This window comes from Candidatus Pelagibacter sp. Uisw_137, assembly GCF_047720245.1.
Lineage (GTDB): Bacteria > Pseudomonadota > Alphaproteobacteria > Pelagibacterales > Pelagibacteraceae > Pelagibacter.
This window is the reverse complement of sequence record NZ_CP159811.1, coordinates 625,410-648,297: the sequence shown is the minus strand read 5'-3', so window position 1 is coordinate 648,297 and position 22,888 is coordinate 625,410. Positions and strand designations below refer to the sequence as shown.

The 22,888-nt window shown below is 29.2% G+C and carries 26 protein-coding genes and 2 tRNA genes; 19 read left to right on the top strand and 9 right to left on the bottom strand.

Going from position 1 to position 22,888, the window contains the following annotated elements:
* Nucleotide 1: 1 nt before the first annotated feature.
* Together ABXT61_RS03555 and ABXT61_RS03550 are read left to right on the top strand one after the other, a co-directional pair.
* Entirely contained in the window at nt 2-736 is a 735-nt protein-coding gene (locus ABXT61_RS03555) for an amino acid ABC transporter ATP-binding protein (RefSeq protein ID WP_415315884.1), read from the top strand.
* Between the two features lie 170 nt (nt 737-906).
* The gene (locus ABXT61_RS03550; protein ID WP_415315883.1) at nt 907-1,278 is read left to right on the top strand and encodes a helix-turn-helix domain-containing protein; all 372 of its coding nucleotides are present in this window, start codon (nt 907-909) and stop codon (nt 1,276-1,278) included.
* 110 nt (nt 1,279-1,388) lie between these two features.
* Here ABXT61_RS03550 and ABXT61_RS03545 read toward each other — a convergent pair.
* Both ABXT61_RS03545 and ABXT61_RS03540 read right to left on the bottom strand, forming a co-directional pair.
* Nucleotides 1,389-1,464 (bottom strand) — tRNA-Asn (locus ABXT61_RS03545).
* A gap of 50 nt (nt 1,465-1,514) precedes the next feature.
* Nucleotides 1,515-1,588 (bottom strand) — tRNA-Cys (locus ABXT61_RS03540).
* Nucleotides 1,589-1,716: 128 nt separating this feature from the next.
* Between ABXT61_RS03540 and ABXT61_RS03535 the strand changes: the two genes are divergently transcribed.
* Genes ABXT61_RS03535 through ABXT61_RS03525 form a run of 3 tightly spaced genes read left to right on the top strand, consistent with a single transcriptional unit; the run spans nt 1,717 to nt 7,267 of the window.
* Entirely contained in the window at nt 1,717-4,344 is a 2,628-nt protein-coding gene (locus ABXT61_RS03535) for a valine--tRNA ligase (protein WP_415315882.1), read from the top strand.
* Complete coding sequence (gene ilvD, locus ABXT61_RS03530) at nt 4,344-6,062, top strand: dihydroxy-acid dehydratase (protein ID WP_415315881.1); 1,719 nt, start codon at nt 4,344-4,346, stop codon at nt 6,060-6,062. Before ABXT61_RS03535 ends, ilvD begins: the two co-directional genes overlap by 1 nt.
* Nucleotides 6,062-7,267, top strand: coding sequence for a sugar phosphate nucleotidyltransferase (locus tag ABXT61_RS03525; RefSeq protein WP_415315880.1), 1,206 nt, complete (start codon nt 6,062-6,064; stop codon nt 7,265-7,267). The genes ilvD and ABXT61_RS03525 overlap by 1 nt, the downstream gene beginning before the upstream one ends.
* Before the next feature lie 3 nt (nt 7,268-7,270).
* Here ABXT61_RS03525 and ABXT61_RS03520 read toward each other — a convergent pair whose 3' ends face one another.
* The 5 genes from ABXT61_RS03520 to ABXT61_RS03500 all read right to left on the bottom strand — a co-directional run bounded on the left by ABXT61_RS03520 (nt 7,271) and on the right by ABXT61_RS03500 (nt 10,709).
* Nucleotides 7,271-7,789, bottom strand: a complete 519-nt coding sequence (locus ABXT61_RS03520) for a hypothetical protein (protein WP_415315879.1) — start codon at nt 7,787-7,789, stop codon at nt 7,271-7,273.
* Nucleotides 7,790-7,801: 12 nt separating this feature from the next.
* A complete protein-coding gene (locus tag ABXT61_RS03515) occupies nt 7,802-7,939 on the bottom strand; it encodes a hypothetical protein (RefSeq protein ID WP_271525571.1) in 138 nt (45 codons plus the stop codon).
* Nucleotides 7,940-8,172: 233 nt separating this feature from the next.
* A complete protein-coding gene (locus ABXT61_RS03510; RefSeq protein ID WP_415315878.1) occupies nt 8,173-9,132 on the bottom strand; it encodes a hypothetical protein in 960 nt (319 codons plus the stop codon).
* A 291-nt stretch (nt 9,133-9,423) separates the two neighbouring features.
* Complete coding sequence (locus ABXT61_RS03505) at nt 9,424-9,645, bottom strand: DUF6552 family protein (RefSeq protein WP_271482642.1); 222 nt, start codon at nt 9,643-9,645, stop codon at nt 9,424-9,426.
* Between the two features lie 83 nt (nt 9,646-9,728).
* Entirely contained in the window at nt 9,729-10,709 is a 981-nt protein-coding gene (locus tag ABXT61_RS03500; RefSeq protein ID WP_415315877.1) for a zinc ABC transporter substrate-binding protein, read from the bottom strand.
* A gap of 72 nt (nt 10,710-10,781) precedes the next feature.
* Between ABXT61_RS03500 and ABXT61_RS03495 the strand changes: the two genes are divergently transcribed.
* Genes ABXT61_RS03495 through ABXT61_RS03480 form a run of 4 tightly spaced genes read left to right on the top strand, consistent with a single transcriptional unit; the run spans nt 10,782 to nt 13,754 of the window.
* Complete coding sequence (locus ABXT61_RS03495) at nt 10,782-11,528, top strand: ATP-binding cassette domain-containing protein (protein ID WP_415315876.1); 747 nt, start codon at nt 10,782-10,784, stop codon at nt 11,526-11,528.
* The gene (locus tag ABXT61_RS03490; RefSeq protein WP_271482635.1) at nt 11,529-12,332 is read left to right on the top strand and encodes a metal ABC transporter permease; all 804 of its coding nucleotides are present in this window, start codon (nt 11,529-11,531) and stop codon (nt 12,330-12,332) included.
* A 24-nt stretch (nt 12,333-12,356) separates the two neighbouring features.
* Nucleotides 12,357-12,755, top strand: a complete 399-nt coding sequence (locus ABXT61_RS03485) for a Fur family transcriptional regulator (RefSeq protein ID WP_415291195.1) — start codon at nt 12,357-12,359, stop codon at nt 12,753-12,755.
* Nucleotides 12,756-13,754 (top strand): Ldh family oxidoreductase, encoded by a 999-nt coding sequence (locus tag ABXT61_RS03480; protein ID WP_415315875.1) that lies wholly within the window; start codon nt 12,756-12,758, stop codon nt 13,752-13,754.
* Here ABXT61_RS03480 and xth read toward each other — a convergent pair.
* Both xth and ABXT61_RS03470 read right to left on the bottom strand, forming a co-directional pair.
* Nucleotides 13,746-14,522 carry an exodeoxyribonuclease III gene (xth, locus tag ABXT61_RS03475; RefSeq protein ID WP_415315874.1) on the bottom strand — a complete coding sequence of 259 codons (777 nt, stop codon included), beginning with the start codon at nt 14,520-14,522 and terminating at the stop codon, nt 13,746-13,748. The two genes, ABXT61_RS03480 and xth, sit on opposite strands and share 9 nt — an antisense overlap.
* A complete protein-coding gene (locus ABXT61_RS03470) occupies nt 14,522-14,839 on the bottom strand; it encodes a HesB/IscA family protein (protein WP_168606297.1) in 318 nt (105 codons plus the stop codon). Before ABXT61_RS03470 ends, xth begins: the two co-directional genes overlap by 1 nt.
* A 50-nt stretch (nt 14,840-14,889) precedes the next feature.
* On the opposite strand from ABXT61_RS03470, the gene ABXT61_RS03465 reads away from it, so the two are divergent.
* The 10 genes from ABXT61_RS03465 to serS are packed head-to-tail and all read left to right on the top strand — an operon-like array spanning nt 14,890 to nt 22,867.
* The gene (locus ABXT61_RS03465; RefSeq protein ID WP_415315873.1) at nt 14,890-16,005 is read left to right on the top strand and encodes a deoxyguanosinetriphosphate triphosphohydrolase; all 1,116 of its coding nucleotides are present in this window, start codon (nt 14,890-14,892) and stop codon (nt 16,003-16,005) included.
* Nucleotides 16,005-17,738 (top strand): arginine--tRNA ligase, encoded by a 1,734-nt coding sequence (gene argS / locus ABXT61_RS03460; RefSeq protein WP_415315872.1) that lies wholly within the window; start codon nt 16,005-16,007, stop codon nt 17,736-17,738. The genes ABXT61_RS03465 and argS overlap by 1 nt, the downstream gene beginning before the upstream one ends.
* Complete coding sequence (locus ABXT61_RS03455; protein WP_415276259.1) at nt 17,738-18,001, top strand: hypothetical protein; 264 nt, start codon at nt 17,738-17,740, stop codon at nt 17,999-18,001. Before argS ends, ABXT61_RS03455 begins: the two co-directional genes overlap by 1 nt.
* Nucleotides 17,991-18,941 carry a glycoside hydrolase family 3 N-terminal domain-containing protein gene (locus ABXT61_RS03450; RefSeq protein WP_415315871.1) on the top strand — a complete coding sequence of 317 codons (951 nt, stop codon included), beginning with the start codon at nt 17,991-17,993 and terminating at the stop codon, nt 18,939-18,941. The genes ABXT61_RS03455 and ABXT61_RS03450 overlap by 11 nt, the downstream gene beginning before the upstream one ends.
* A gap of 8 nt (nt 18,942-18,949) precedes the next feature.
* Complete coding sequence (locus ABXT61_RS03445; protein ID WP_415295864.1) at nt 18,950-19,690, top strand: segregation and condensation protein A; 741 nt, start codon at nt 18,950-18,952, stop codon at nt 19,688-19,690.
* Nucleotides 19,687-20,388: an SMC-Scp complex subunit ScpB gene (gene scpB / locus ABXT61_RS03440; RefSeq protein WP_415315870.1), complete on the top strand. Its 702-nt coding sequence runs from the start codon at nt 19,687-19,689 to the stop codon at nt 20,386-20,388. The genes ABXT61_RS03445 and scpB overlap by 4 nt, the downstream gene beginning before the upstream one ends.
* Before the next feature lie 42 nt (nt 20,389-20,430).
* Nucleotides 20,431-20,637: a twin-arginine translocase TatA/TatE family subunit gene (gene tatA, locus ABXT61_RS03435; RefSeq protein ID WP_415315869.1), complete on the top strand. Its 207-nt coding sequence runs from the start codon at nt 20,431-20,433 to the stop codon at nt 20,635-20,637.
* A 5-nt stretch (nt 20,638-20,642) separates the two neighbouring features.
* On the top strand, nt 20,643-20,864 hold the full coding sequence (gene tatB, locus ABXT61_RS03430) for a Sec-independent protein translocase protein TatB (RefSeq protein WP_415272397.1): 222 nt from the start codon (nt 20,643-20,645) through the stop codon (nt 20,862-20,864).
* Nucleotides 20,851-21,615: a twin-arginine translocase subunit TatC gene (gene tatC / locus ABXT61_RS03425; RefSeq protein WP_415315868.1), complete on the top strand. Its 765-nt coding sequence runs from the start codon at nt 20,851-20,853 to the stop codon at nt 21,613-21,615. Before tatB ends, tatC begins: the two co-directional genes overlap by 14 nt.
* The gene (serS, locus tag ABXT61_RS03420; RefSeq protein ID WP_415315867.1) at nt 21,608-22,867 is read left to right on the top strand and encodes a serine--tRNA ligase; all 1,260 of its coding nucleotides are present in this window, start codon (nt 21,608-21,610) and stop codon (nt 22,865-22,867) included. Before tatC ends, serS begins: the two co-directional genes overlap by 8 nt.
* The last annotated feature ends 21 nt before the right edge of the window (nt 22,868-22,888 follow it).

Here is a 22,888-nt window from a genome sequence, read left to right as displayed (position 1 = left end):
TATGTCAGATTCAATTATTCAAATTCAAAATGTAAACAAGTGGTTTGGGGACTTTCAAGTATTGAAAGAAATAAATCTTGAAGTTAAGCCTAAAGAAAAAATTGTTGTTTGTGGTCCTTCTGGATCAGGTAAATCTACTTTAATTAGATGCATTAATAGATTGGAAGAGCATCAAAAAGGAACAATCATTGTTGATGGCACTGAAATTTCAGAAGATACAAAAAATATAGAACAAGTTAGAGCTGAAGTTGGAATGGTTTTTCAACAATTTAATTTATTCCCACATTTATCTATTTTAGATAATTGTACGTTAGCTCCAATTTGGGTTAAAAAAATGCCTAAAAAAGAGGCAGAAAAATTAGCATTAGAACATCTTGAGAGAGTACAAATTTTAGATCAAGCTCAAAAATTCCCAGGCCAATTGTCAGGTGGACAACAACAAAGAGTTGCTATTGCAAGGGCACTTTGTATGGAGCCTAAAATTATGTTATTTGACGAACCTACATCAGCATTAGATCCTGAAATGATTAAAGAAGTACTGGATGTTATGGTTAATTTAGCAAAACAAGGCATGACAATGATAGTTGTAACTCATGAGATGGGTTTTGCTAAAGAAGTAGCAGACCAAATGATTTTTATGGATGAAGGAATGATTGTTGAAAAAGCTACAACCAAGGACTTTTTTGCTAATCCTAAAAACGATCGTACTAAGCTTTTCTTGAGCCAAATTTTATAAGCATTTTTAGCCATACGTTTCAACATTTATGTTCTCTTTGGTGCTTATAATTACTTGACACAATTTGCATTTTTGTACTTATTCTTTAAAAATAAAAAACTTTTCTATTGCGATAACACTTAAAAATTAGTTCAATAGGTTTTTTTAAACAAACTTTAAGAGGGGTCTTAATGGAAGATAATTTTAACAAACATCTAGGCAACAAATTAAAGCTAAGAAGATTAGCTTTAGGTCTTACACAAACAAAAGTAGCAAAAGCTATTAATGTTACATTTCAGCAAATTCAAAAATATGAGAAAGGAACTAATGGGGTTAGCTCAATAAGACTTCTTCAGTTAGCAAATTATTTAAAAGTTCCAGTAAATTATTTTTTCGAAGATTTTTCAGAATATTTATTAAACCTGGAAAGATCTCAAGAAGGTCATATGAATGTAAATTATAATTTTTTAGTTAAATTATATTCTGAGCTTAATAATGATCAAAAACTAAAGTTTAGTAAATCTTTACAAACTTCAAATATTGGAATTTCAAAAGTAGGCTAATACAAATTTTAGTTTAAGACCCAAATATTGTTTACATATTTTCAGATAATTAATTTGATTATTCAAAATTTTCTTTTAATAAAATTTAGTAAAACGGAGAAGTTATTTTTTGGCTCCTCGGGCAGGACTCGAACCTGCGACCAATTGATTAACAGTCAACTGCTCTACCAACTGAGCTACCGAGGAATATCAAAATCACAACTTACTTTTTTTTAAGAGTAACACAAGATTTTTTTTGGAGGCAACGCCCAGAATCGAACTGGGATACAAGGATTTGCAATCCTCTGCGTAACCATTCCGCCACGTTGCCCTCTCATCTCAATTTAAAACAAATAGAGAGCCTTTTATATATTAAATTTATAAAATTAGTCTACCAAATAAGCCTTCAAAATGATTATTGTTAATTCATATTATTAAATTATAAACTTATAACCATCTATGAGTAACGACAAATACATACATACAGACGTTGAAGATAAGATTTATTCTTATTGGGAAAAAAACAATTTATTTAAACCTACGAAAAATAAGAAACAATTTTCAGTGGTTATACCTCCACCCAATGTAACTGGTAGCCTTCATATGGGGCACGCTTTAAATAATTCAATTCAAGATCTTTTGGTTAGATATCACCGTATGAATAATTATGAAACCTTATGGCAACCTGGAACAGATCACGCAGGCATTGCTACACAGGCTTTAGTTGAGAAAAAATTAACTGCTGAAGGTATCGATAAAAATGAAATTGGAAGAGAAAAATTTATAGAAAAGGTTTGGGAATGGAAGGAAGAGCATGGTGATATTATTTTAAATCAGCTTAAAAAACTAGGTTGTTCTTGTGATTGGTCGAGGAATGCTTTTACAATGGATGAAAACCTTTCAAAATCAGTTTTAAAAGTTTTTGTAGAACTTCATAAAAAAGGTTTAATTTACAAAGATAAAAAACTAGTAAATTGGGACACAGTTTTAAAAACTGCAATATCAGATTTAGAAGTGGATCAAAGAGAGGTTAATTCTAAGATTTATTATATTCAATATCCTATAGAAGGTTCTAGTGATTTTATAACTATAGCAACAACTAGACCTGAAACTATGTTGGGTGATACAGCTATAGCTGTAAATCCAAAAGATGATCGATTTAAACATTTAGTTGGTAAATTAGTAACAGTTCCAATAGTCGGGAGAAAAATAAAAATTATTACAGATGATTATGCTGATCCAGAAATGGGAACTGGTGCTTTAAAAATAACACCAGCCCATGATTTTAATGACTATGAGGTTGGCCAAAGAAATAAATTAGAGATCATAAATATCTTTACTGAAGGCGGTAAAGTGAATGATAATGCTCCTAAAGAATATATTGGACTTGATAGATTTGAAGCTAGAAAAAGAATTTTAAAAGAACTTAAAGAAAAAGAGTTTTTTGTTAAGGAGGAAAATATAAAGAATAAAGTTCCTTATGGTGATAGATCTAATTCAATAATTGAGCCTTTTTTAACAGAACAATGGTTTGTAGATGCAAAAAAATTATCAATTAAAGCTAAAGATATAGTTAACTCAAAAAAAACCAATTTTTTTCCTTCTAATTGGTCAAAGACTTATTTTCAGTGGATGAACAATATTGAACCATGGTGTATCTCAAGACAGCTTTGGTGGGGACATCAAATACCAGCTTGGTATGGTCCAGATAAAAAGATTTTTGTTGCGATAAATGAAGATGAAGCAAAAGCTGAAGCCAAAAAATTCTACAATAAAGAAGTAGATTTAATTCGTGATCCAGATGTATTGGATACTTGGTTTTCATCAGGTCTATGGCCTTTTGCTACATTAGGGTGGCCTGACAATAAAGAATATGTTGATAAATTTTACCCAACATCAGTACTCGTTACAGGATTTGATATTATATTTTTTTGGGTAGCACGTATGATTATGTTTGGAATGGAGTTTCTAGACAAAGAACCTTTTAAAGATATTTATGTTCACGCACTTGTTAAAGATGAGAAGGGACAAAAAATGTCTAAATCTAAGGGCAACGTAATTAACCCTTTAGACTTAATTGAAAAATATAGTGCAGATGCTTTAAGATTTACTTTACTTTCAATGGCATCACCTGGAACTGATGTAAAACTTTCTGAAGATAGAGTTAAGGGGTATAGAAATTTTTTAAATAAATTATGGAATGCAAACAATTTTTTAATTACTAATAATTGTGATTTTTCTAAAATTGAGGAAAAATCAAGTTTAACAATTAATATTAACAAATGGATTTATTCAGAACTAATAGAAACCAAGAATAAAATTGAAAAAAACTTAAAAGATTACAGATTTGATGAAGCTGCAAAAAATGCTTATCAATTTACTTGGCACTCTTATTGTGATTGGTATTTAGAACTATCAAAAACAATACTATTTTCAGAAGATGAAAAAGCAAAAGATGAAGTAAAACAGGTATCGGCTTATGTATTTAAGCAAATATTAATATTATTACATCCATTTATCCCATTCGTTACTGAAGAAATTTGGTTAAATAATAAATTTGATAAGTCAGGTAAAGATTTTTTAATGTTGGCTAATTGGCCTTCAGGGGAACCTAAAAAAGATATATCCACCAATCAAGTTGAAAAAATTATTAGTATAGTTTCTGAATTAAGATCATTTAAAAATGAATTAAGTGTAAGCCCTGGCTCATTTATAGATATTTCAGTAGAGAGTGTTAGTAAAAAAGAACAATCTTTTTTTACTGAAAATGAAGTTATTCTAAAAAAAATTGGTCGTATCAAAAACTTACATAATAAAGATTTAGATAAACCAGCTGCTACTTTAGTAGTTTCTGGTGATCTATTTAAAGTATATTTTGACGAAGATGTTGATTTAGAATTAATTAAAAAAAACTTAACTACAAGACAAAATAAATACCAAGAGGAAATGGACAAGATATCACATAGATTAGAAAATAAAGACTTTGTTGATAGAGCACCAAAAGATATTGTTGACCAGGAAAAAAATAATTATAATAATTTAAAAAATGATGTTGAGAGAATATCAATAACTATAAAGGGTATATAATGGCAAAATTTAACAAAAAAAAATTACCAAGCAGACATACTTCATTAGGTGCTGATAGAGCTCCACATAGATCTTTTTATTATGCGATGGGTGAAACAGAAAAAGATGTAGCAAAACCATTTGTTGGTGTTGTTTCAACTTGGAATGAAGCTGCTCCTTGTAATATTGCTTTAATGAGACAAGCTCAATCTGTAAAAAAAGGTGTTAGAGCTTCAGGTGGAACTCCTAGAGAATTTTGTACAATAACTGTAACTGATGGTATTGCGATGGGTCACGAAGGAATGAAGTCATCTTTAATTTCTCGTGAAGTAATTGCCGACTCAACTGAACTTACTGTGCGTGGTCATTGTTATGATGCACTAGTTGGTATTGCTGGTTGTGATAAATCTTTACCAGCTTTGATGATGGCAATGGTTAGATTAAATGTTCCAAGTGTGTTTATTTATGGTGGCTCAATACTTCCAGGTCAATACAAAGGTAAAGATGTAACTGTTGTTGATGTTTTTGAAGCAGTTGGAAAACACTCTGCTGGAAAAATGTCTGCAAAAGAATTAAGAAAATTAGAGCTTGTTGCATGTCCAAGTGCTGGTGCGTGTGGAGGACAATTTACAGCAAATACGATGGCCTGCGTTTCTGAAGCTATTGGATTAGCTTTACCTTATTCAGCTGGAACACCTGCTCCATACGAAGAACGTGATAAATATGCATTATTGAGTGGAAAGACTGTAATGAATTTATTAGAAAAAAATATTCGTCCTAGAGATATTGTTACAAAAAAATCTTTAGAAAATGCTGCAACAATTGTTGCTGCTACAGGTGGATCGACAAATGCTGCGTTACACTTACCTGCTATAGCTAATGAAATTGGAATTAAGTTTGATTTAATGGATGTAGCAAAAATTTTTAAAAAAACTCCATACCTTGCTGATTTAAAACCAGGTGGAAAATATGTTGCTAAAGATATGTGGTTAGCTGGTGGAGTTCCTATGTTATTAAAAACTCTTTTTGATGGTGGTTTTATTCATGGTGATTGCATGACGGTTACTGGAAAAACAATGAAACAAAATTTAAAAAATATTAAATTTAATCCTAAGCAAAAAGTTTTAAGAGCATATGACAATCCTTTATCACCAGATGGTGGTGTTGTTGGTCTTAAAGGCAATTTAGCTCCCGATGGTGGAATTGTTAAAATTGCTGGTTTAAAGAAATTACAGTTTACTGGTAAAGCTAGATGTTTTGATAATGAGGAAGCTGCAATGGCTTGTGTACAAAAGAAAAAATATAAAGAGGGCGATGTTATTATTATTCGTTATGAAGGACCAGTTGGGGGACCAGGCATGAGAGAAATGCTATCAACTACAGGTGCTATTTATGGTCAAGGTATGGGCGAGAAGGTTGCTCTAATTACAGATGGTAGGTTCTCTGGTGCAACAAGAGGTTTTTGTGTGGGTCATGTTGGCCCTGAGGCGGCCTTAGGAGGCCCTTTAGCTCTTTTACGTAATGGCGATGTAATTGATATAGATGCCAAAAAAGGGACTATTAACGTTAGATTAACTAAATCACAATTAGCTTCAAGACGTAAACATTGGAAAGTAAAAAAATCAAGCTTTGGATCTGGTACAATTTGGAAATACGCTCAAACAGTAGGTCCTGCATATTTAGGAGCACCAACACATCCTGGTAAAAGAAAAGAAGTAAAAGTTTACGCTGATATTTAATGAAAATTAGACCCATTATATTATGTGGCGGAGCAGGGACTAGACTTTGGCCTAATTCTAAAAATCATCAAGCAAAACAATTTATTGATTTTGGTAATTGGACTTTATTAGGAAAAACTCTTGATAGAATTAAATCTTCAACTTTTGATGCACCGATTATAAGTACAAATCTTAAATATTTAAAAGAAGTAAAAAAACATCTTAAGAAACATAAGATAAATAAATATAAAATTGTTTTAGAACCGTCAAAAAGAAATACAGCACCAGCAATCCTAGCTTCAGCATTAATTAAAGACATTCCAAACGAACAACCCTTAATGTTTTTTGCAGCAGACCACTTAATAGAAAAAGCTAGTATTTTTAATAAAGCTATTAATATGAATAAAACCAACTTAACAGATCAAAATATATTTATCTTTGGTATTAAACCAACATCTCCCTCAAGCGAATATGGTTATTTTTTAACAAAAAAAGTTAAAGGAAATATTAATAAAGTAACAAAATTTATTGAAAAACCAAAAGAAGCTAAAGCTAAACAGGTTATCAAACAAAAAGGTTATTGGAATTCAGGTATGTTTTTTTTAAGAAAAGATTCAATAATCAATAACTTTAAAAAATACCAACCTACAATATATAAAAATTGTTTTAATGCTGTTTCAAAAGCTAAACTTAAAGATAATACATATTACTTGAATAAAGCTTCATTTGAAAAAGCCACAGCTAAATCTTTTGATTATGCAATTTTAGAAAAAACTAAACAAATCAACGCTATTAAATTAGATATACCTTGGTCAGATCTTGGTAGCTGGAAAGAGATCTTAAAAATGTATGACAAAAATAAGAATAAATATTATAAGAAAAAAAATGTTTATTACCGGCCTTGGGGTAGATATGTTAATTTGTTTGAAGGCAAAGGTTTTTTAATTAAAGAATTATTTGTAAAACCCAAAGGTATATTAAGTTTACAAAAACATCATCATAGATCAGAACATTGGTTTGTAACTCAAGGAAAACCAAAAATTACACTTAATAAAGATAGTTTTTTTAAAAAACAAAACGATCATATATTCATTCCATTAGAAGCAATTCATAGAATTGAAAATCCTGGTAACAAACCTGTTAAAATTATTGAAGCTCAAGTTGGCTCAATTTTAAAAGAGAGTGATATTGTTAGATATCAAGACGTATATGGCAGAGTAAAATAGATTTTAAGGTTTTTCAGAAATTTTTAATGGCAGATCTGATGTTACGTCAAATCTTTCTTTTTTTGTTATATCCTCAACCTGTTTAGCTTTTTTTTCTAAACACCATTTTTCATAAATTTTACAAAATGTGAATATGCCGTTGTATCTATCAATCATTTTTACATTATCCAATTCGTCTTTTATCAAAAATTTAATATCATATAATTCTTTAATATTAACTTCTGTTAGAATTTCTCTTGAGTCAGGGTTATAATATCCAGAACCGTCTTCACATGGTGTTTCTAAAACCTCATCTATATATTTTTGAAAAATTTTTCCTCTGATAAAATTTTCTTCAAAGTCTTGAGAGTTAATAGTTTCATAAATTAATCTTCTTAAAGGAGGTTTATTCATCTCAAACCACATTATAAGTAATTCGTAATAAATTAATTCATACAACCTTATATGTATGGGTTTGCCCTTAACTATTCTTGACCAATTAAGATATCTTCTTATATCTATATTTCTTTCAATACTTTTCATGACAAGTATTTTTTATTTACCTCCTTTAATTGTAGTGTAACCACATCTTTTGCACTCAAGTGTTGTAACTCTATCTGTTGGTCCAAAACCAAACTCAATATTTAACGTTTTGTAGTCATGTATGCCCATAAAACAGAGTATTTTTATCATTTTCAAAAACATAATTTTGACACTTTAAATTGTTAAATTTATTTTTTGATGGTCAGCAGATAGCTGAAATGATTGCGGAGACTTGAAAAATAACTATACCGCAGAATTAGATAAAATTCTACAAGTGTTCAGCTATTTTAAACTTATTTAATTAAGTAGAGATCTTTTTAAACTTTTTTTAAAAACAAATATGGCCGTATTAAATAATATTAATACGACCATATAATTAATATTTAAAACCAACTATTTGGAATAATGATGTAGTGAATTGCAAGTACAATTGCAACTGACACCGTCAATCCTATAGTCATTTTAAGAAAGTCTTTACCAATTAAAGGAAAGACATACTTGAACTTATAGTCTTTATTCATTGTAGATATTGCAAGCTCTCTACCACACAACAAACCAACAAATACCCATGTTGTTGACATTGGTAAATCATTAAGTTCTTTAAAGTAGTAAAGAACAGCAGCATAAATCACATTAATTATTGTTGCTGATCTTGCGTATCTAGTTCCAGTTTTATCTAAAACAACTTTTTGAATTGTTCCTCCGTTTATGTAGAAGATATAAAAAAGAAGAGCTGTAAAGTATGCAAGAACAATTAATAATAAATTTACATCTATTTGTCTTGGAAGATATACGGCTATATTAGCTACGTCGTGAGATAACCAAACCCACCATAACCAAGCAGAAGTTACCCATACAGAGTTTCTCCAAAAGCCTATCCATTTATCTTCAACTTCATCAAATTTCTCATTAATAAATTTAGATACTACTATCCAACAAATGTAAGCTGCAACAGCTGCTAAGCCATATCCTACAACACTCTTCATAAGCATTTTTTCAAGCACTACAGTTGATGCAAATGCTGACAGCACTAAAAAGGTAGTTGAAACAGGTATGCCTATTCTTGTTAATACCAAAAGTATTCCAGGAGCCACAGCATGATACCACTGTATTTCTTGGAAAGGAATTCTAGTTAATCTTCCATAAGATATATCACCAGCATTACTGTACCAACCCCATGTGATTGCAAGTATCATCACAAATGAAGCAGCGCTTGCAAGCGTATACCATTTAAACCATTTTTGTTTTGACGCTATAAATGTTCCAAGCGTTTGAATTGAATCATTTGCTATAACGCTATATCCCGCTAAAGCAAAACCGACGATCGTATATACTGTTGTCATTTCCATCTTATTTTTCCTATTTTTAATTTATCTTTATTGTTTTCCATTTCGAACGATTCTTATTCTTGTGGTCGATTTAATAGAGAAAAGAAATTTTATCTATAGGTAAATTTATTAATATTTTTTGTGATGAGTTGATTCATCGATCATTATATTATTCAAAGTTGAAGTCTATATAGAGAATTTATTAATATTATTTGAGGTATGATGATTCATCGTTAATTATATTAATTAATAATTTTGTCTAGTTGTATAATATTTTAAATACAACTTATTAGGGCTTTATAGATACTAAAATATCACCTTATAAATCCCTATTAAGAACAGTGGTATTTGTAATCCAAAGTTTGTTAATATAGCTTTATCTTTTGATATAAAACCAGCTATCGTCCAACCAATAACTCCAAGACCATGGAAGTAGATGTTAATAGGGTAGATATTTAAATTAGTTAATAATATTCCAGTTAATACTAAGGCAGTACTGATCCATTTAAGGTATTTTTTAATAAACATAGTGTCCTCTATATGTAAGTTTTATTACTAATTTATTACAATTATAGAGGAAACTAAAATCTTAATTTATAAAATCCCTTAAATTAACAACCTTTAAATGAAGCAGACATATTTCTAATTAGATCAAAATATAAATCTTTTCCTGGGTTTAAAGTAGCTCCAAGTGGATCTACAACACCAGTTTTAATATTCATATCTTTAGCAACTACCTTAATGATATCAGGATTAAATTGAGGTTCTGAGAAAATACATTTTACTTTATCATGTTCAATTATTTCTCTAATTTCTGATAATTGTTCTGCACCAGGCATTACGTCAGTATTAACTGTAAAAGCACCCAATATTTTTACATTAAATCTTTTTTCAAAATATTGATATGCATCATGGAAAACAATAGATGATGTACTTTCATTTAATTCAGTCATCACATCCATAGTTAGTTTATCTATATCATTAAGTGCTTTATCTAAGTTACTTTTGTAAGTAGATGCATTTTTTGAATCATTTTCGATTAAATGCTCAGTCATTTCTTTTAAAATAACTTTTGCATTAATAGGGTCTAACCAAATGTGGGGATCATATTCACCATGTCCATGTCCTTCATGCTCATCATGATCATCTTCTTTTTTAGCGTGATCGTCATGGTCGTCATGATCATCTTCTTTTTTAGCGTGATCGTCATGATCATGCTCATCAAAAATATTTCTTTCTCTAAACTTTAATACATTCAAACCTTTAATTTCAATTAATTCAATTTTTTCAGCTTTTTTTGCAATCGAATTTAATGGTTTTTCTAAAAAACTTTCTAAATCTTCACCTATCCAAAAGATAAGATCTGCATTTTGCAACATTTTTGCATGGGATGGTTTCATAGAGAACCCATGTGGTGAGTTAAAACCATCTACAATTAAATCTGGTTTTTCAACTCCATCCATAAGATAACTCGCTAATGAATGAATAGGTTTGATTGATGTAACTACTTTTATTTCAGCATTAGCTGGTGTAAAGATCGATAATAATGATAAAATTGATAGAATAAATGATATTTTTTTTAGTTTTTTCATAATTTAAATATTTTAATGGTTGTTATAATATAACAGTATGTAATAATATAACATTTAAATGTCAATAGATAAATGAATTCAGATAATAATATATTAGTTAAATTAAATAATGCAGGTTTTCGCCAAAATAATAAATGGCTAGTAGAAGATGTGTCTCTACAAGTTGAGAAGGGTAAAATTGTAACTCTCATTGGTCCCAATGGTTCAGGAAAAAGTACAACTGCCAAAATTGCATTAGGTATTTATAAAAATATTGAAGGAAGTATTGAAAAAAATACTAATAAAATTGGATATGTTCCTCAAAAAATTTCAATAGATTGGACATTACCACTCAGAGTTAAAGACTTTATGGTTTTAACTGAAAATATTAATGATGACCAGATTAATGAAGCTTTATCATTAACTGGAGTAATGCATCTTAAAAATAAAAATTTAGGTAATTTATCTGGAGGGGAGTTTCAAAGAGTATTACTTGCTAGAGCTATTTCAAAAAAACCAGAACTGTTAGTACTTGATGAACCAGTTCAAGGTGTTGATTATACAGGTGAGATAGCGTTGTATGCATTAATTAAAAAAATATCAGATACTTTAAATTGTGGAATTTTATTGATTTCGCATGATTTACATACGGTAATGGCTGCAACAGACCATGTTGTCTGTTTAAACGGCCATGTTTGTTGTTCAGGTTCACCTATTGATGTTGCAAAAAATAGTGAATATAAAACCTTATTTGGAGAACAAGCGTCTCAGATCCTTTCAGTTTATGAGCATAAACATGATCACGAGCATTCTGATGAAGGCAGGATAAAGAAAAATTAAATGTTTGATGATTTTTTTGTAAGAGCATTGGTGGCTGGAATTGGAATTGCCTTAGTTGCAGGACCACTTGGATGTTTTGTTGTTTGGAGAAGATTATCTTATTTTGGTGACACACTTTCTCATTCAGCATTACTGGGTGTTACAATGGCATATACATTTGATCTAAATATTGCTCTTTCAGTATTTTTGATTTCATCAGTAATAGCCCTAATATTAATACAGCTTCAAAAAAAAACTAATTTACCTGGTGATGCTTTACTTGGTCTTTTAGCTCACTCTTCATTAGCTGTTGGATTGGTAGTAATTGGTTTTTTAACTTTTATAAGATTTGATATCATGGGACTATTATTTGGAGATATATTGGCTGTAACAACTAATGATATATTTGTTGTATGGGGTGGTGGTGCTATAATTTTAGTTATACTTAAATTAATTTGGAAACCTTTATTTGCATCTACTGTTAATTATGAATTAGCTGAAGCTGAAGGTTTGAATCCGGATAGATCAAAAGCTATATTTACAATTTTACTAGCTGCCGTTATTGCCATATCAATTAAAATGGTAGGTTTGTTATTAATTACTGGAATGTTGATTATCCCCGCTGCAATGGCTAGAAATATGTCAGACAGTCCACAAAAAATGGTAATTTACTCGGTTATAGGAGGATTATTGTCTGTAATTTTGGGATTATTTTCTTCATTAGAGTTTAATACTTCTTCAGGACCCTCAATAATTGTAGCGTCTTTGATCTTATTTATTTTATCTTTACTAAATATAAAACAGTCGATTAAATTGAAAAACTAATGAGTTATTGTTAAACTTTTGATTATGCATAAAGAAATCAATCTATCAAAAAATCAACAAATTATTTTTGATTTTATAGAAAAAGCTAAAGAACCACTTAAGGCTTATTCTATTCTATTTAATGTTCAAAAAAAGGGAATTAAAGCTCCATTACAAGTTTACAGGGCATTAGATAAGCTGATCGAAATAGGAAAAATACATAAAGTAGAAAGTAGAAATGCTTTTATAGCATGTAAAAGTTCAAGTTGTGAAATTTCACAAGCAACGGCTTTTTCAATATGTAATAAGTGTGAAAATGTTTCTGAAATTAATAATCCAAAACTTTCAAAATATTTAACTAATTTTGAAGACGATACCGGAATGCAATATAATAAATATAATTTAGAGTTTTTTGGTTTATGCAAAAAGTGTAAAGCAAAATAAATGAGTACAGTATCCTTAACATTAAATGAAATTTTAGAATTAGCTAAAAAAACATTATTAGCTAATGGTTGTGATGAGGAAAATGCTAGTATTTTAGCAGATACTATTATGAGAGCCGAAAGAGATGGTTCTGTTTCTCATGGTTTGTTTAGATTACCAGCTTATGTGGCTGGCTTAAAAAGTAAAAAAATTAATGGGAAAGCAAGACCTCAATTAGAAAATGTTGCTCCAAGTATTATTAAAGTATTAGGTAACAATGCAGTTGCTCCAATGGTTTTAAGTTTAGGATTACCTGCTGTTATTGATTTGGCCAAAAAAAATGGTGTAGCAGTTCTTGCTATAAAAAATTCACATCACATGGCAGCTCTTTGGCCCGAAACTGAAGCAATTGCAGAAGCAGGTCTTGTTGGTATCGCTTGTACATCTTATAAGCCTGCCGTTGCACCAGCGGGTGCTACGAAAGCTTTATATGGTACAAATCCAATTTCTTTTGCTTGGCCTAGACCTGGTAAAACTCCAGTTGTCTACGATATGGCAACTGCTTCAATGGCAATGGGCGAAGTTCAGATTGCGAAAAGAGAAGGGCACAAAGTTCCTCTTGGAACAGGCTTAACTAAAGAGGGAAAAGAAACAACTGATCCAGGAGAAATTGCTGATGGTGGAGTTATACTTCCTTTTGGAGGCTATAAAGGATCTAGTATAGCAATGATGGTTGAATTATTAGCTGGTGCATTAATAGGTGAAAATTTTAGTTTTGAAACTGCTGCTAAAGATAATAACGATGGCGGCCCTCCAAGTGGTGGTGAATTTATTATAGCAATCTCACCTGAGAAAATTTCTGGTAAAGGCTGGGATAAACATGCTGATGAGTTTTTTAGTAAAATGTCAGCTATGGAGGGCGTTAGACTTCCAGGTGAAAGAAGGCATAAAAATAGGCTAGATAAAGGACCAAGAAATATTAATGAAGAACTTGTTAATAAAATTAAATCTTTAAGTTAATTCAATTTCAATAGGTGTGTGATCTGAGGGTTTTTCTTTTCCTCTAGGGTCTTTATTAATATTAACATTTTTTACTATATTTAATAAAGAATTTGATACTAAGAAGTGATCAATTCTTAATCCATTATTTTTCTGCCAAGCACCTCTCATATAATCCCAATATGTATAACCTTCAATTTCACCATGAATATGACGGTAAGCATCATGAAAACCTAGATTAATCATTTCTCTAAATTTTTTTCTTATCTCAAGTCTGTATAAAGCGTCATCTTCAAAACCTTTAATATTATAAGCATCTTCTGCTGAAGGAAGAATGTTAAAATCACCTGCTAAAATTATATTTTCATTTTTCTTTGAAAGAGTTTTTAGCTCTTTAATCAAAGTATCTAACCATTCTTTTTTATAAGTATATTTATCAGTATCTACAGGATTACCATTTGGAGTGTAAATGTTAATCAGTTGAATATTTTTTTTCTTATATTTTAATTCTGCTGAAATAATTCTTGATTGTTTTAACTTATCTTTAATCAAATCTATTCTAACATTTTCTAGTTTATGCTTAGATATAATAGCAACTCCGTTATAACTTTTTTGTCCAAATACATGACTTTCATAATCTAATGATGAAAAATCATCATAGGGAAAAGTTTCATCTTGAGTTTTGATCTCTTGCATCATAACAACATCAGGAGAAAATTTTTGAAGGTATTCTTTAATATTTTCAATTCTTGCTCTAACAGAATTAACATTCCAAGATGTGATAATCATTATATGGAGAACGAAACACCACAACCGCAAGAAGATTTGCTTTGAGGGTTGGAGATTTTAAATTGATCACCAATTAGTTCTGAGACAAAGTCTACTTCTGAACCTTTTAATAAGTCTGCTGAAGTTTTATCTATAAGAATATTTTCATGTTTTAAGTCGTCTGCTTCTAATTTTTTGTCAAAAGTAAACTCATATTGAAAACCTGAGCAACCACCACCTTTAATAGCGATTCTAAAAAATGACCCTGGATCTTTTTGAGACAACAAATTATTAATCTGTTTTATAGCTTTATCTGTAAATTTAATTTCTTTAATCATATAACAACACTGATATTACTAATATAATATCAATTTATTAAATTTAAAGTATGAATAATTACTCAAATTTAGCTCTATCTAAAAGCAATGGTCGTATTTTTAAAGAAGCCAATTCACTTTATAGAACACCATTTCAAAGAGATAGAGATAGAATTATTCACAGTGCCTCATTCAGAAGGCTAAAGCATAAAACACAAGTTTTTGTTAATACAGAAGGGGATCACTTTAGAACTAGAATTACCCATTCAATTGAAGTTGCGCAAATTGCAAGATCAATAGCTAAACATTTAGGTTTAAACGATGATCTGGCTGAAACTTTAAGTTTGGCTCATGATTTGGGACACACACCGTTTGGACATGCTGGAGAAGATGCCCTTAATGAATGCATGGTTAACTTCGGAGGTTTTGATCACAACCTTCAAACTTTAAGAATAATTATGTTTCTTGAGCATAAATACCTTAAATTTAAAGGCCTAAACTTAACATTAGAAACTTTAGATGGATTATTAAAGCACAATGGCCCAATTCATGATCTCTCTACAGTGAATAGGCTGATTGGATTGAAAAGTTTTAAGAATAAAATAAATTTTACTAACTCTGGATCATTGGAAGCTCAAATATCAGCAATCTCTGATGACATTGCCTATAATAATCATGACATACAAGATGGAATCAGAGCCAAAATGTTTAATTTAAACGACTTGATTGAAATTAATTTTTTTAAAGATATTTATAAATCTCACAAAAAAAATATTAAAAATAATAATAAAGATATTTTGATATATCAAATAATACGAGATTCAATTGATTTAATGGTTAGAGATTTGATTAAAAATACTAAAAATAATTTAAAAACTAATAAGATCAAATCTTTAAATGATGTTTATAAATTACATAATCCTATAGTATGTTTTTCTAGTAAATTTCTAAAAATTGAAAAAGAAGTTAGGTTTTTCCTAAGAAGTAAAATGTACAACAACAAGAAAGTATTATTAAAAAATAATCATGGAAAAAAAATTGTTAATAAACTTTTTTATAAAATTAAAAATAAGCCCGAAAAATTCTTAAATACTGACCAATTAAAAATTGACCCCAATAGAGCAATTGCTGATTTTATTTCAGGTATGACAGATAGATATGCAATCAATTTAAACAAAAGTATTTAATGAACATTTTTGATCTCTACTTAGATAAAATAATAATTTTGATTAAAAAACTAAATAAAGATGGTTCTTTAGAAATACCTAAATCTTTAAAAGGAATTAATGTAGATATACCACCAACAAATTTTGACTATGATATATCAACCAATGTAGCCATGGTACTCTCTAAAGCGAATAAAAAATCTCCAATCGATATTGCAAACACTCTAATTGATTTAATTAAAAATGAAGATAAAAAAATTGAAACTATTTCTGTAGCAAAACCTGGATTTATTAATATTAAATTTAAAACGATATATTGGAACAATTTTATTAAAAATGTTAACCAAAATTACAAAGATTTTGGTGTTAATATAAAAGAAAAAAAACAGAAATATCTTGTAGAATTTGTTTCAGCTAATCCAACGGGTCCTCTTCACGTAGGACATTGTAGAGGTGCAATATTAGGAGATGTAATTTCAAATATATTAATTTTTAACAAGCATGATGTTTCTAAGGAATATTATGTAAACGATTATGGCAATCAGATCATAAATTTTACAAAGTCTGTTTTTTTTAGAATTAGAGAAATACTTTTTAATGAAAAATTTCCCACTGAAAATTCAGATTTATATCCCGGTGATTACTTGGTTGATATTGCTAAAAATATTATAGAATCTAACAAAGTTTTAAAATTTGATAAATTTGAAGATGTTTCAAAAGAATTAACTTTATTGTCAGTCTCAGAATCTTTAAAATTAATTAAAAATAATTTATCAAACCTTGGAATAGTGCACGATAAATTTACCAGTGAAACTGATATTGTCCTAAATAACGAAGTTCAAAAAGCAATTGACAAATTAAAGGATAAAAAACTAGTTTATAGTGGAAAAATTAAGGCCCCCAAAGGTGAGGATGATCAAAATTGGGTTGAAAGAGAGCAACTTTTATTTAAGTCAACAGATTTTGGTGACGATAAAGATAGAGCACTTCAAAAATCTGATAAATCATGGACCTACTTTGCTAGTGATGTGGCTTATCACGATAATAAATTGAATAGAAATTACGATACACTTATTAATATATTAGGAGCAGATCACTCTGGTTATATAAAAAGGATAACTTCTGTCGTTGAAGCGTTATCTGGAGATAAAAAAAAATTAATTTGCAAGGTAAGCCAACTTGTTAAACTAATTAAAGATGGAAAACCTTTCAAAATGTCAAAAAGAAAAGGTGACTATATAACAGTTGAAGACTTGATTGCTGAAGTTGGTAGGGATGCTACTAGATTTATTATGCTTAATAGAAGTAGCGATGTAGAGTTGGATTTTGACTTTACAAAAGTTAAAGAAAAATCAAAAGATAACCCTCTTTACTATGTCCAGTATTGTTATGCTAGAATATCATCTGTTTTTAGACATGTAGATCTTAATATAAAAAATGATTTGAATATAAATGATTACGAATTTGAATACACTGGAGATGAAATCAAAATATTAAAAAAAATAGCCGAATGGCCCAAATGTATTGAAGCTGCAAGCTTAAGACTTGAACCTCACAGAATACCAGTTTATCTTTATGAATTATCATCAGAATTTCACTCTTATTGGAATATGGGTAAAGATGATCAATCAAAAAGATTTATTAACGAACAAAAGAAAATATCAAATGATAAGTTAGTTTTTTTAAAAGTTATATCTAATGTTATTAAATCTGGAATGGATATTGTTGGAGTGGATACTCCACAAAAAATGTAATGTTAAAAGAACTTAAATATCTTTTATTTTTAATTGTTATAGTTTTATTTTTTTTTCTATCTTTCAAATACTACTTTTCAAATGAAAATAAAAAAAATTCATATAGATCTTTAAAAAATATTGAAGATAAAACTGAAAATTATTCTCGCAATCTTATTTTACTTAATAGTGATACTGTCAATATCGTAGAATATGTTGAAAAAAGCATAGATAAAAACAAAAAGAATTACAATTTTTGGAAATTAATAAATAATGATGGATGATCGTAAAAGTTTTATAGTTGGTTTAAAATCAACTAAATTATTGATTAAAGAAAAAAAATTTCTAATTAAACATAAGCCTTGGGGAATAATACTTTTTTCACGAAATATCAAAAATATTGCACAAGTTAAAAAATTAACAGATGAAATTAGAAAAATATTTAATGATAAGAAATACCCTATTTTAATTGATCAAGAGGGTGGGAGAGTAAATAGATTAAGTAAATTTTTTAAAGCAGATAAGTTTACAGGAGAATTTTTTGGCAATCTTTATCTTAAAGATAAAAAAGAATTTTATACTGAATATAAAAAGTTTATAAATAAAACTGTCTTATTATTAAAAACTGTAGGCATAAATATTAATACTTTACCCGTTCTTGACGTAAGATCAAAAGGGTCTAGCTCAATAATTGGTGATAGAGCTTTTTCAGGTAATGCAAAGATTGTTTCACAAATTGGTGATATTTGTATTAAAGAATTTCACAATAATAAGATTGCTGCTGTAATAAAGCATATTCCTGGTCACGGTTTGGCTAAAGTTGATAGTCATAAAAAAACTCCTACAATCAACAAGGAATTAAGGCATCTAAATAATAATGATTTTATGGCATTCAAAAATAAAAATAGTTTGTTTGCGATGACAGCGCATCTTATTTACAAAAATATCGATAAAGTTAATACCGCAACACATTCGAAGAAAGTTATAAAATTAATAAGAAACCAAATTAAATTTAAGAATATTTTGATGTCTGATGATATATCAATGAAGAGTTTAAAAGGCTCTATAGCAATTAATACAAAAAAATCCTTTAGTGCTGGTTGCGATCTTGTACTTCATTGTAATGGAAATTTAAAAGAAATGAATGATGTGGCTCTGTATTCACCATTTATAAGTAAGTTTATTATTAAAAAAACATCACAATTTTATAAGATTATAAGTTAATATTTATTATGTCTGACACCGATTCTAAAAATTTTAATGTAGATCTTGATAATTATAACGGCCCGCTTGATGTTTTATTGGATTTGGCAAAAGCTCAAAAGGTTAACCTTGAAGATATTTCAATAACATTACTGGCTGATCAATTTCATAATTATATTACTAACGAAAAAAATCTTAACCTAGAGTCAGCATCAGAATATTTATTGATGGCTACCTGGTTAACTTATCTTAAATCAAAACTTTTGTTGCCAGGAAATCCAGAAGAAGAATTTAAAGTTTTAGAAGTTGCTGAAAAATTAAAATTACAATTAAAAAAATTAGAGTTGATTAGATTACTTTCTGACCAAATGTTAAAAAGAAAAAGACTTGGAAGAGAAATAAGAGTTAGAGGAATTAAAGGAAACATAAGATCTATATATAGTACTGAATATAGACTAAATCTTTACGAACTATTAAAATCTTATTCATCAATTATTATGACTAAAGATTTTCAAAGAATGAATATTCCTAAACTTCCAGTTTTTACTACTGAAGATGGCATAAAAAGAATAAAAGAATTTTTTGGTAAGTTAATTGATTGGAGGAATATTAATGAATTAATACCACCTTCATTTAAGAATAGTTCAAAATATAAAAGAACAGGTAAAGCAGGAATTTTTGCAGGTTCTTTAGAGCTGGTTAAAGAGGGCAATCTAACTATAAAGCAAGAAAACTTATTTGATGATATTTATATTAAAGAACTTAAATGACAAAAATAAAAAAAAAAACAAATGACAATATAGTTACTTTCCCATCAAAAATGAATGCTGGTGAAAGAGAAGTTGAGGCAATAGTTTTTGCTGCTGCTGAACCGTTAGATATCGACACTATCGAATCTAAAATTTCAAAAAAAATTGATGTTTTAAAATCATTGGAGAAGTTACAAAAAGAATATTCATCAAGAGGAATTAATTTAGTTTGCATTTCTAAAAGATGGTCTTTTAGAACATCTGAAAATTTATCAAACCTTATGTCTCAAGAAAAAACTGTAGAAAAAAAATTATCTAGAGCTGCAGTTGAAACATTAGCTATAATTGTTTATCACCAACCTGTTACCAGAGCTGAAATTGAAGAAATTAGAGGTGTTGCTTTTGGAACGAATACACTTGAGATTTTAATGGAGCTAAATTGGGTAAAACCACAAGGCCGTAAAGATGTACCTGGTAAACCAATTCAGTATGGAACTACTAATGATTTCTTAAGTCATTTTAGTCTTCAAAAACTGTCTGATTTACCTACAGTTGACGAATTGGGATCTGCTGGTCTGATTGATAGCTCAAACATAGATAATGCAATATTTGGTACTGGTAAATTTTACAAAGAAAAACAAGTAGAAAAAAAAGAAGATATTTATGAAAATATCGATGAGATGCTAAGTGGAACACTTAGTCCAGAAGAAGATAAGTAAAAAGTTACTTTAAAATTAAATCTAAAAGAGGTATAAAATATTATGAGCATTGGAATTTGGCAAATAGCAATTGTGGTTATCTTAGTTGTCCTTTTATTTGGTAGAGGTAAAATTTCTAGTCTAATGGGTGATGTAGCTAAAGGTATAAAAAGTTTTAAGAAAGGTATGGCTACAGATATTACTGATGAGTCTGAACCTGAGCCTAAAAACGTTTCAGAAAATAATCAAGACAGCAAAGACAAAAAATAAATTAAATGCCCACTATTGGCTGGTTTGAGATTTTAATAGTAGTAGCTGTTGCAATCATTGTTATTGGCCCTAAAGATTTCCCACATATGTTAAAAAAAGTTGGTTCATGGATTGGAACCACAAAAAGATATATTAGCAATATACAAAATGAGGTAGCAGACCTTGATATTAATTCTAATGAAATAGAAAAACCTATAGAAGAAAAAAAAGATAATGACAAAATCTGAAAATGAAGGTGGCTTTATAAGTCATTTAACTGAACTCAGAAAAAGATTAATTCATTCTTTTATTTTTTTGTTCATTTTTTTTATCGGCTGTTATTTTTTTTCAGAACACCTCTATGGTTTTTTAGTTGAGCCTTTTGCTAAAGCGGTAAATGAAAGTGGAACTGATAGAAGATTAATTTTTACAGCCTTACAGGAAACATTTTTAACATACTTAAAAGTTTCCTTCTTTGCAGCATTCTTTGTTACTTGTCCCTATATATTGGTACAAATATGGAAATTTATTGCACCAGGTCTTTATAAACATGAAAAAATTGCAATCGTCCCATATCTTGTTTTAACACCTATATTATTTTTTCTTGGAGGGATGCTCGTTTATTATTTAATAATGCCACTAGCGATAAAGTTTTTTCTATCTTTCGAAAGCACAGGTGCTGCAACAGGGTTACCCATTCAATTGGAAGCAAAAGTTAGTGAATATCTTTCACTTATAATGAAATTAATTTTTGCATTTGGTATAAGTTTTCAGCTACCAGTTGTTCTTAGTTTGCTTGCCAGAGTGGGTATTGTCGATGCTAAATTTCTTAGAGAAAAAAGAAAATATGTCATTGTAATGATTTTTGCAGCAGCTGCATTATTAACACCACCTGATCCTATAACTCAAATTGGACTAGCAATACCATTATTGATTTTATATGAATTATCTATATTTTCTGTAAACATTATTGATAAGAAAAATAAAAAAAATGCATAATATAAAAGAAATTAGAAATGATATTGAGGCTTTTAAAAATGCTTTAAATAAAAGATTTCTAAATATAGATGTCGATAAGATTTTATCATTAGATGAGAGCAATAGAGAATATATCCAACAAAGAGAGCTGCTTGAAAAAGAAAAAAAAGATATTTCAAAGTCTAAAGATCAGTCACTTTTTGAAAAATCTAAAAAAATTTCTTCTGAAATAGATAATATTAATAAATTACAAACTAATGTTAAAAATGAATTAGAAACTATTTTATCATCAATACCAAATATACCTCATTCTGACGTTCCTACAGGTAAAAATGAAAATTCAAATATAGAAATTTCTAAATCAGGGACAATACCTAATTTTACATTTAAGCCTAAATCTCATTATGAATTAGGTGAAAACTTAAACATGCTTGATTTTGATCTTGCTACAAAAACTACTGGCTCTAGGTTTGTTTTTGTAAAAGATAAATTGGCTTTGTTAGAAAGGGCTTTATCAAATTTTATGCTTGATACACATGTTAATACTAATGGCTATGAAGAAATATCACCGCCACTAATAGCAACAGATGCTACTATGTATGGCACAGGACAATTACCTAAATTCGATAATGATCAGTTTGAACTTAAATTAGACGATTCTAGTGACAGAAAGTTTTTAATTCCAACTGCCGAAGTTATTTTAACCAATATTGTAAAAGACCAAATTATTGATAAAAAAAAACTTCCCATGCGAATGGTCGCTTCAACACCATGTTTTAGAAAAGAAGCAGGAAGTTATGGCAAAGATACAAAAGGCATGATTAGACAGCACCAATTTTACAAAGTTGAAATGGTGAGTATTGTTGAGGCTGATAAGTGCTTACCAGAACTCGATAGAATGACTGATTGTGCAACTAAAATTTTAGATTTACTAAAACTTCCATATAGAAAAATTGTTTTGTGTACTGGTGATATGGGGTTTAGTGCTGAAAAAACTTTTGATATTGAGGTGTGGCTTCCATCTGAAGATAAATATAGAGAAATCTCAAGTTGCTCTTCATGTGGATCGTTTCAAGCAAGAAGAATGAAAGCTAGATATAAAAACGAAAAGAAAGAAACAGTGCTTGTTGGAACCTTAAATGGCAGTGGTTTAGCAGTTGGCAGAACATTAGTTGCTATATTGGAAAATTATCAGCAAGAAGATGGCTCTATTATTGTACCAGATGCTTTAAAATCTTACATGAATAATGTTGAAAAAATCAATAAGATTTAAAGTTGTTTTAATTTAATAGAT

What these genes read in the sequence shown, in the direction of transcription:
- ABXT61_RS03515 (WP_271525571.1), bottom strand. Translation starts at nt 7,939, where the DNA reads ATGATAAAAATACTCTGTTTTATGGGCATACATGACTACAAAACGTTA.
- ABXT61_RS03490 (WP_271482635.1), top strand. Translation starts at nt 11,529, where the DNA reads ATGTTTGATGATTTTTTTGTAAGAGCATTGGTGGCTGGAATTGGAATT.
- scpB (WP_415315870.1), top strand. Translation starts at nt 19,687, where the DNA reads ATGACAAAAATAAAAAAAAAAACAAATGACAATATAGTTACTTTCCCA.
- ABXT61_RS03510 (WP_415315878.1), bottom strand. Translation starts at nt 9,132, where the DNA reads ATGACAACAGTATATACGATCGTCGGTTTTGCTTTAGCGGGATATAGC.
- ABXT61_RS03520 (WP_415315879.1), bottom strand. Translation starts at nt 7,789, where the DNA reads ATGAAAAGTATTGAAAGAAATATAGATATAAGAAGATATCTTAATTGG.
- serS (WP_415315867.1), top strand. Translation starts at nt 21,608, where the DNA reads ATGCATAATATAAAAGAAATTAGAAATGATATTGAGGCTTTTAAAAAT.
- ABXT61_RS03555 (WP_415315884.1), top strand. Translation starts at nt 2, where the DNA reads ATGTCAGATTCAATTATTCAAATTCAAAATGTAAACAAGTGGTTTGGG.
- ABXT61_RS03455 (WP_415276259.1), top strand. Translation starts at nt 17,738, where the DNA reads ATGTTAAAAGAACTTAAATATCTTTTATTTTTAATTGTTATAGTTTTA.
- ABXT61_RS03470 (WP_168606297.1), bottom strand. Translation starts at nt 14,839, where the DNA reads ATGATTAAAGAAATTAAATTTACAGATAAAGCTATAAAACAGATTAAT.
- ABXT61_RS03500 (WP_415315877.1), bottom strand. Translation starts at nt 10,709, where the DNA reads ATGAAAAAACTAAAAAAAATATCATTTATTCTATCAATTTTATCATTA.
- tatB (WP_415272397.1), top strand. Translation starts at nt 20,643, where the DNA reads ATGCCCACTATTGGCTGGTTTGAGATTTTAATAGTAGTAGCTGTTGCA.
- ABXT61_RS03535 (WP_415315882.1), top strand. Translation starts at nt 1,717, where the DNA reads ATGAGTAACGACAAATACATACATACAGACGTTGAAGATAAGATTTAT.
- ABXT61_RS03550 (WP_415315883.1), top strand. Translation starts at nt 907, where the DNA reads ATGGAAGATAATTTTAACAAACATCTAGGCAACAAATTAAAGCTAAGA.
- ilvD (WP_415315881.1), top strand. Translation starts at nt 4,344, where the DNA reads ATGGCAAAATTTAACAAAAAAAAATTACCAAGCAGACATACTTCATTA.
- tatA (WP_415315869.1), top strand. Translation starts at nt 20,431, where the DNA reads ATGAGCATTGGAATTTGGCAAATAGCAATTGTGGTTATCTTAGTTGTC.
- ABXT61_RS03485 (WP_415291195.1), top strand. Translation starts at nt 12,357, where the DNA reads ATGCATAAAGAAATCAATCTATCAAAAAATCAACAAATTATTTTTGAT.
- ABXT61_RS03445 (WP_415295864.1), top strand. Translation starts at nt 18,950, where the DNA reads ATGTCTGACACCGATTCTAAAAATTTTAATGTAGATCTTGATAATTAT.
- ABXT61_RS03505 (WP_271482642.1), bottom strand. Translation starts at nt 9,645, where the DNA reads ATGTTTATTAAAAAATACCTTAAATGGATCAGTACTGCCTTAGTATTA.
- ABXT61_RS03480 (WP_415315875.1), top strand. Translation starts at nt 12,756, where the DNA reads ATGAGTACAGTATCCTTAACATTAAATGAAATTTTAGAATTAGCTAAA.
- argS (WP_415315872.1), top strand. Translation starts at nt 16,005, where the DNA reads ATGAACATTTTTGATCTCTACTTAGATAAAATAATAATTTTGATTAAA.
- xth (WP_415315874.1), bottom strand. Translation starts at nt 14,522, where the DNA reads ATGATTATCACATCTTGGAATGTTAATTCTGTTAGAGCAAGAATTGAA.
- ABXT61_RS03450 (WP_415315871.1), top strand. Translation starts at nt 17,991, where the DNA reads ATGATGGATGATCGTAAAAGTTTTATAGTTGGTTTAAAATCAACTAAA.
- tatC (WP_415315868.1), top strand. Translation starts at nt 20,851, where the DNA reads ATGACAAAATCTGAAAATGAAGGTGGCTTTATAAGTCATTTAACTGAA.
- ABXT61_RS03525 (WP_415315880.1), top strand. Translation starts at nt 6,062, where the DNA reads ATGAAAATTAGACCCATTATATTATGTGGCGGAGCAGGGACTAGACTT.
- ABXT61_RS03465 (WP_415315873.1), top strand. Translation starts at nt 14,890, where the DNA reads ATGAATAATTACTCAAATTTAGCTCTATCTAAAAGCAATGGTCGTATT.
- ABXT61_RS03495 (WP_415315876.1), top strand. Translation starts at nt 10,782, where the DNA reads ATGAATTCAGATAATAATATATTAGTTAAATTAAATAATGCAGGTTTT.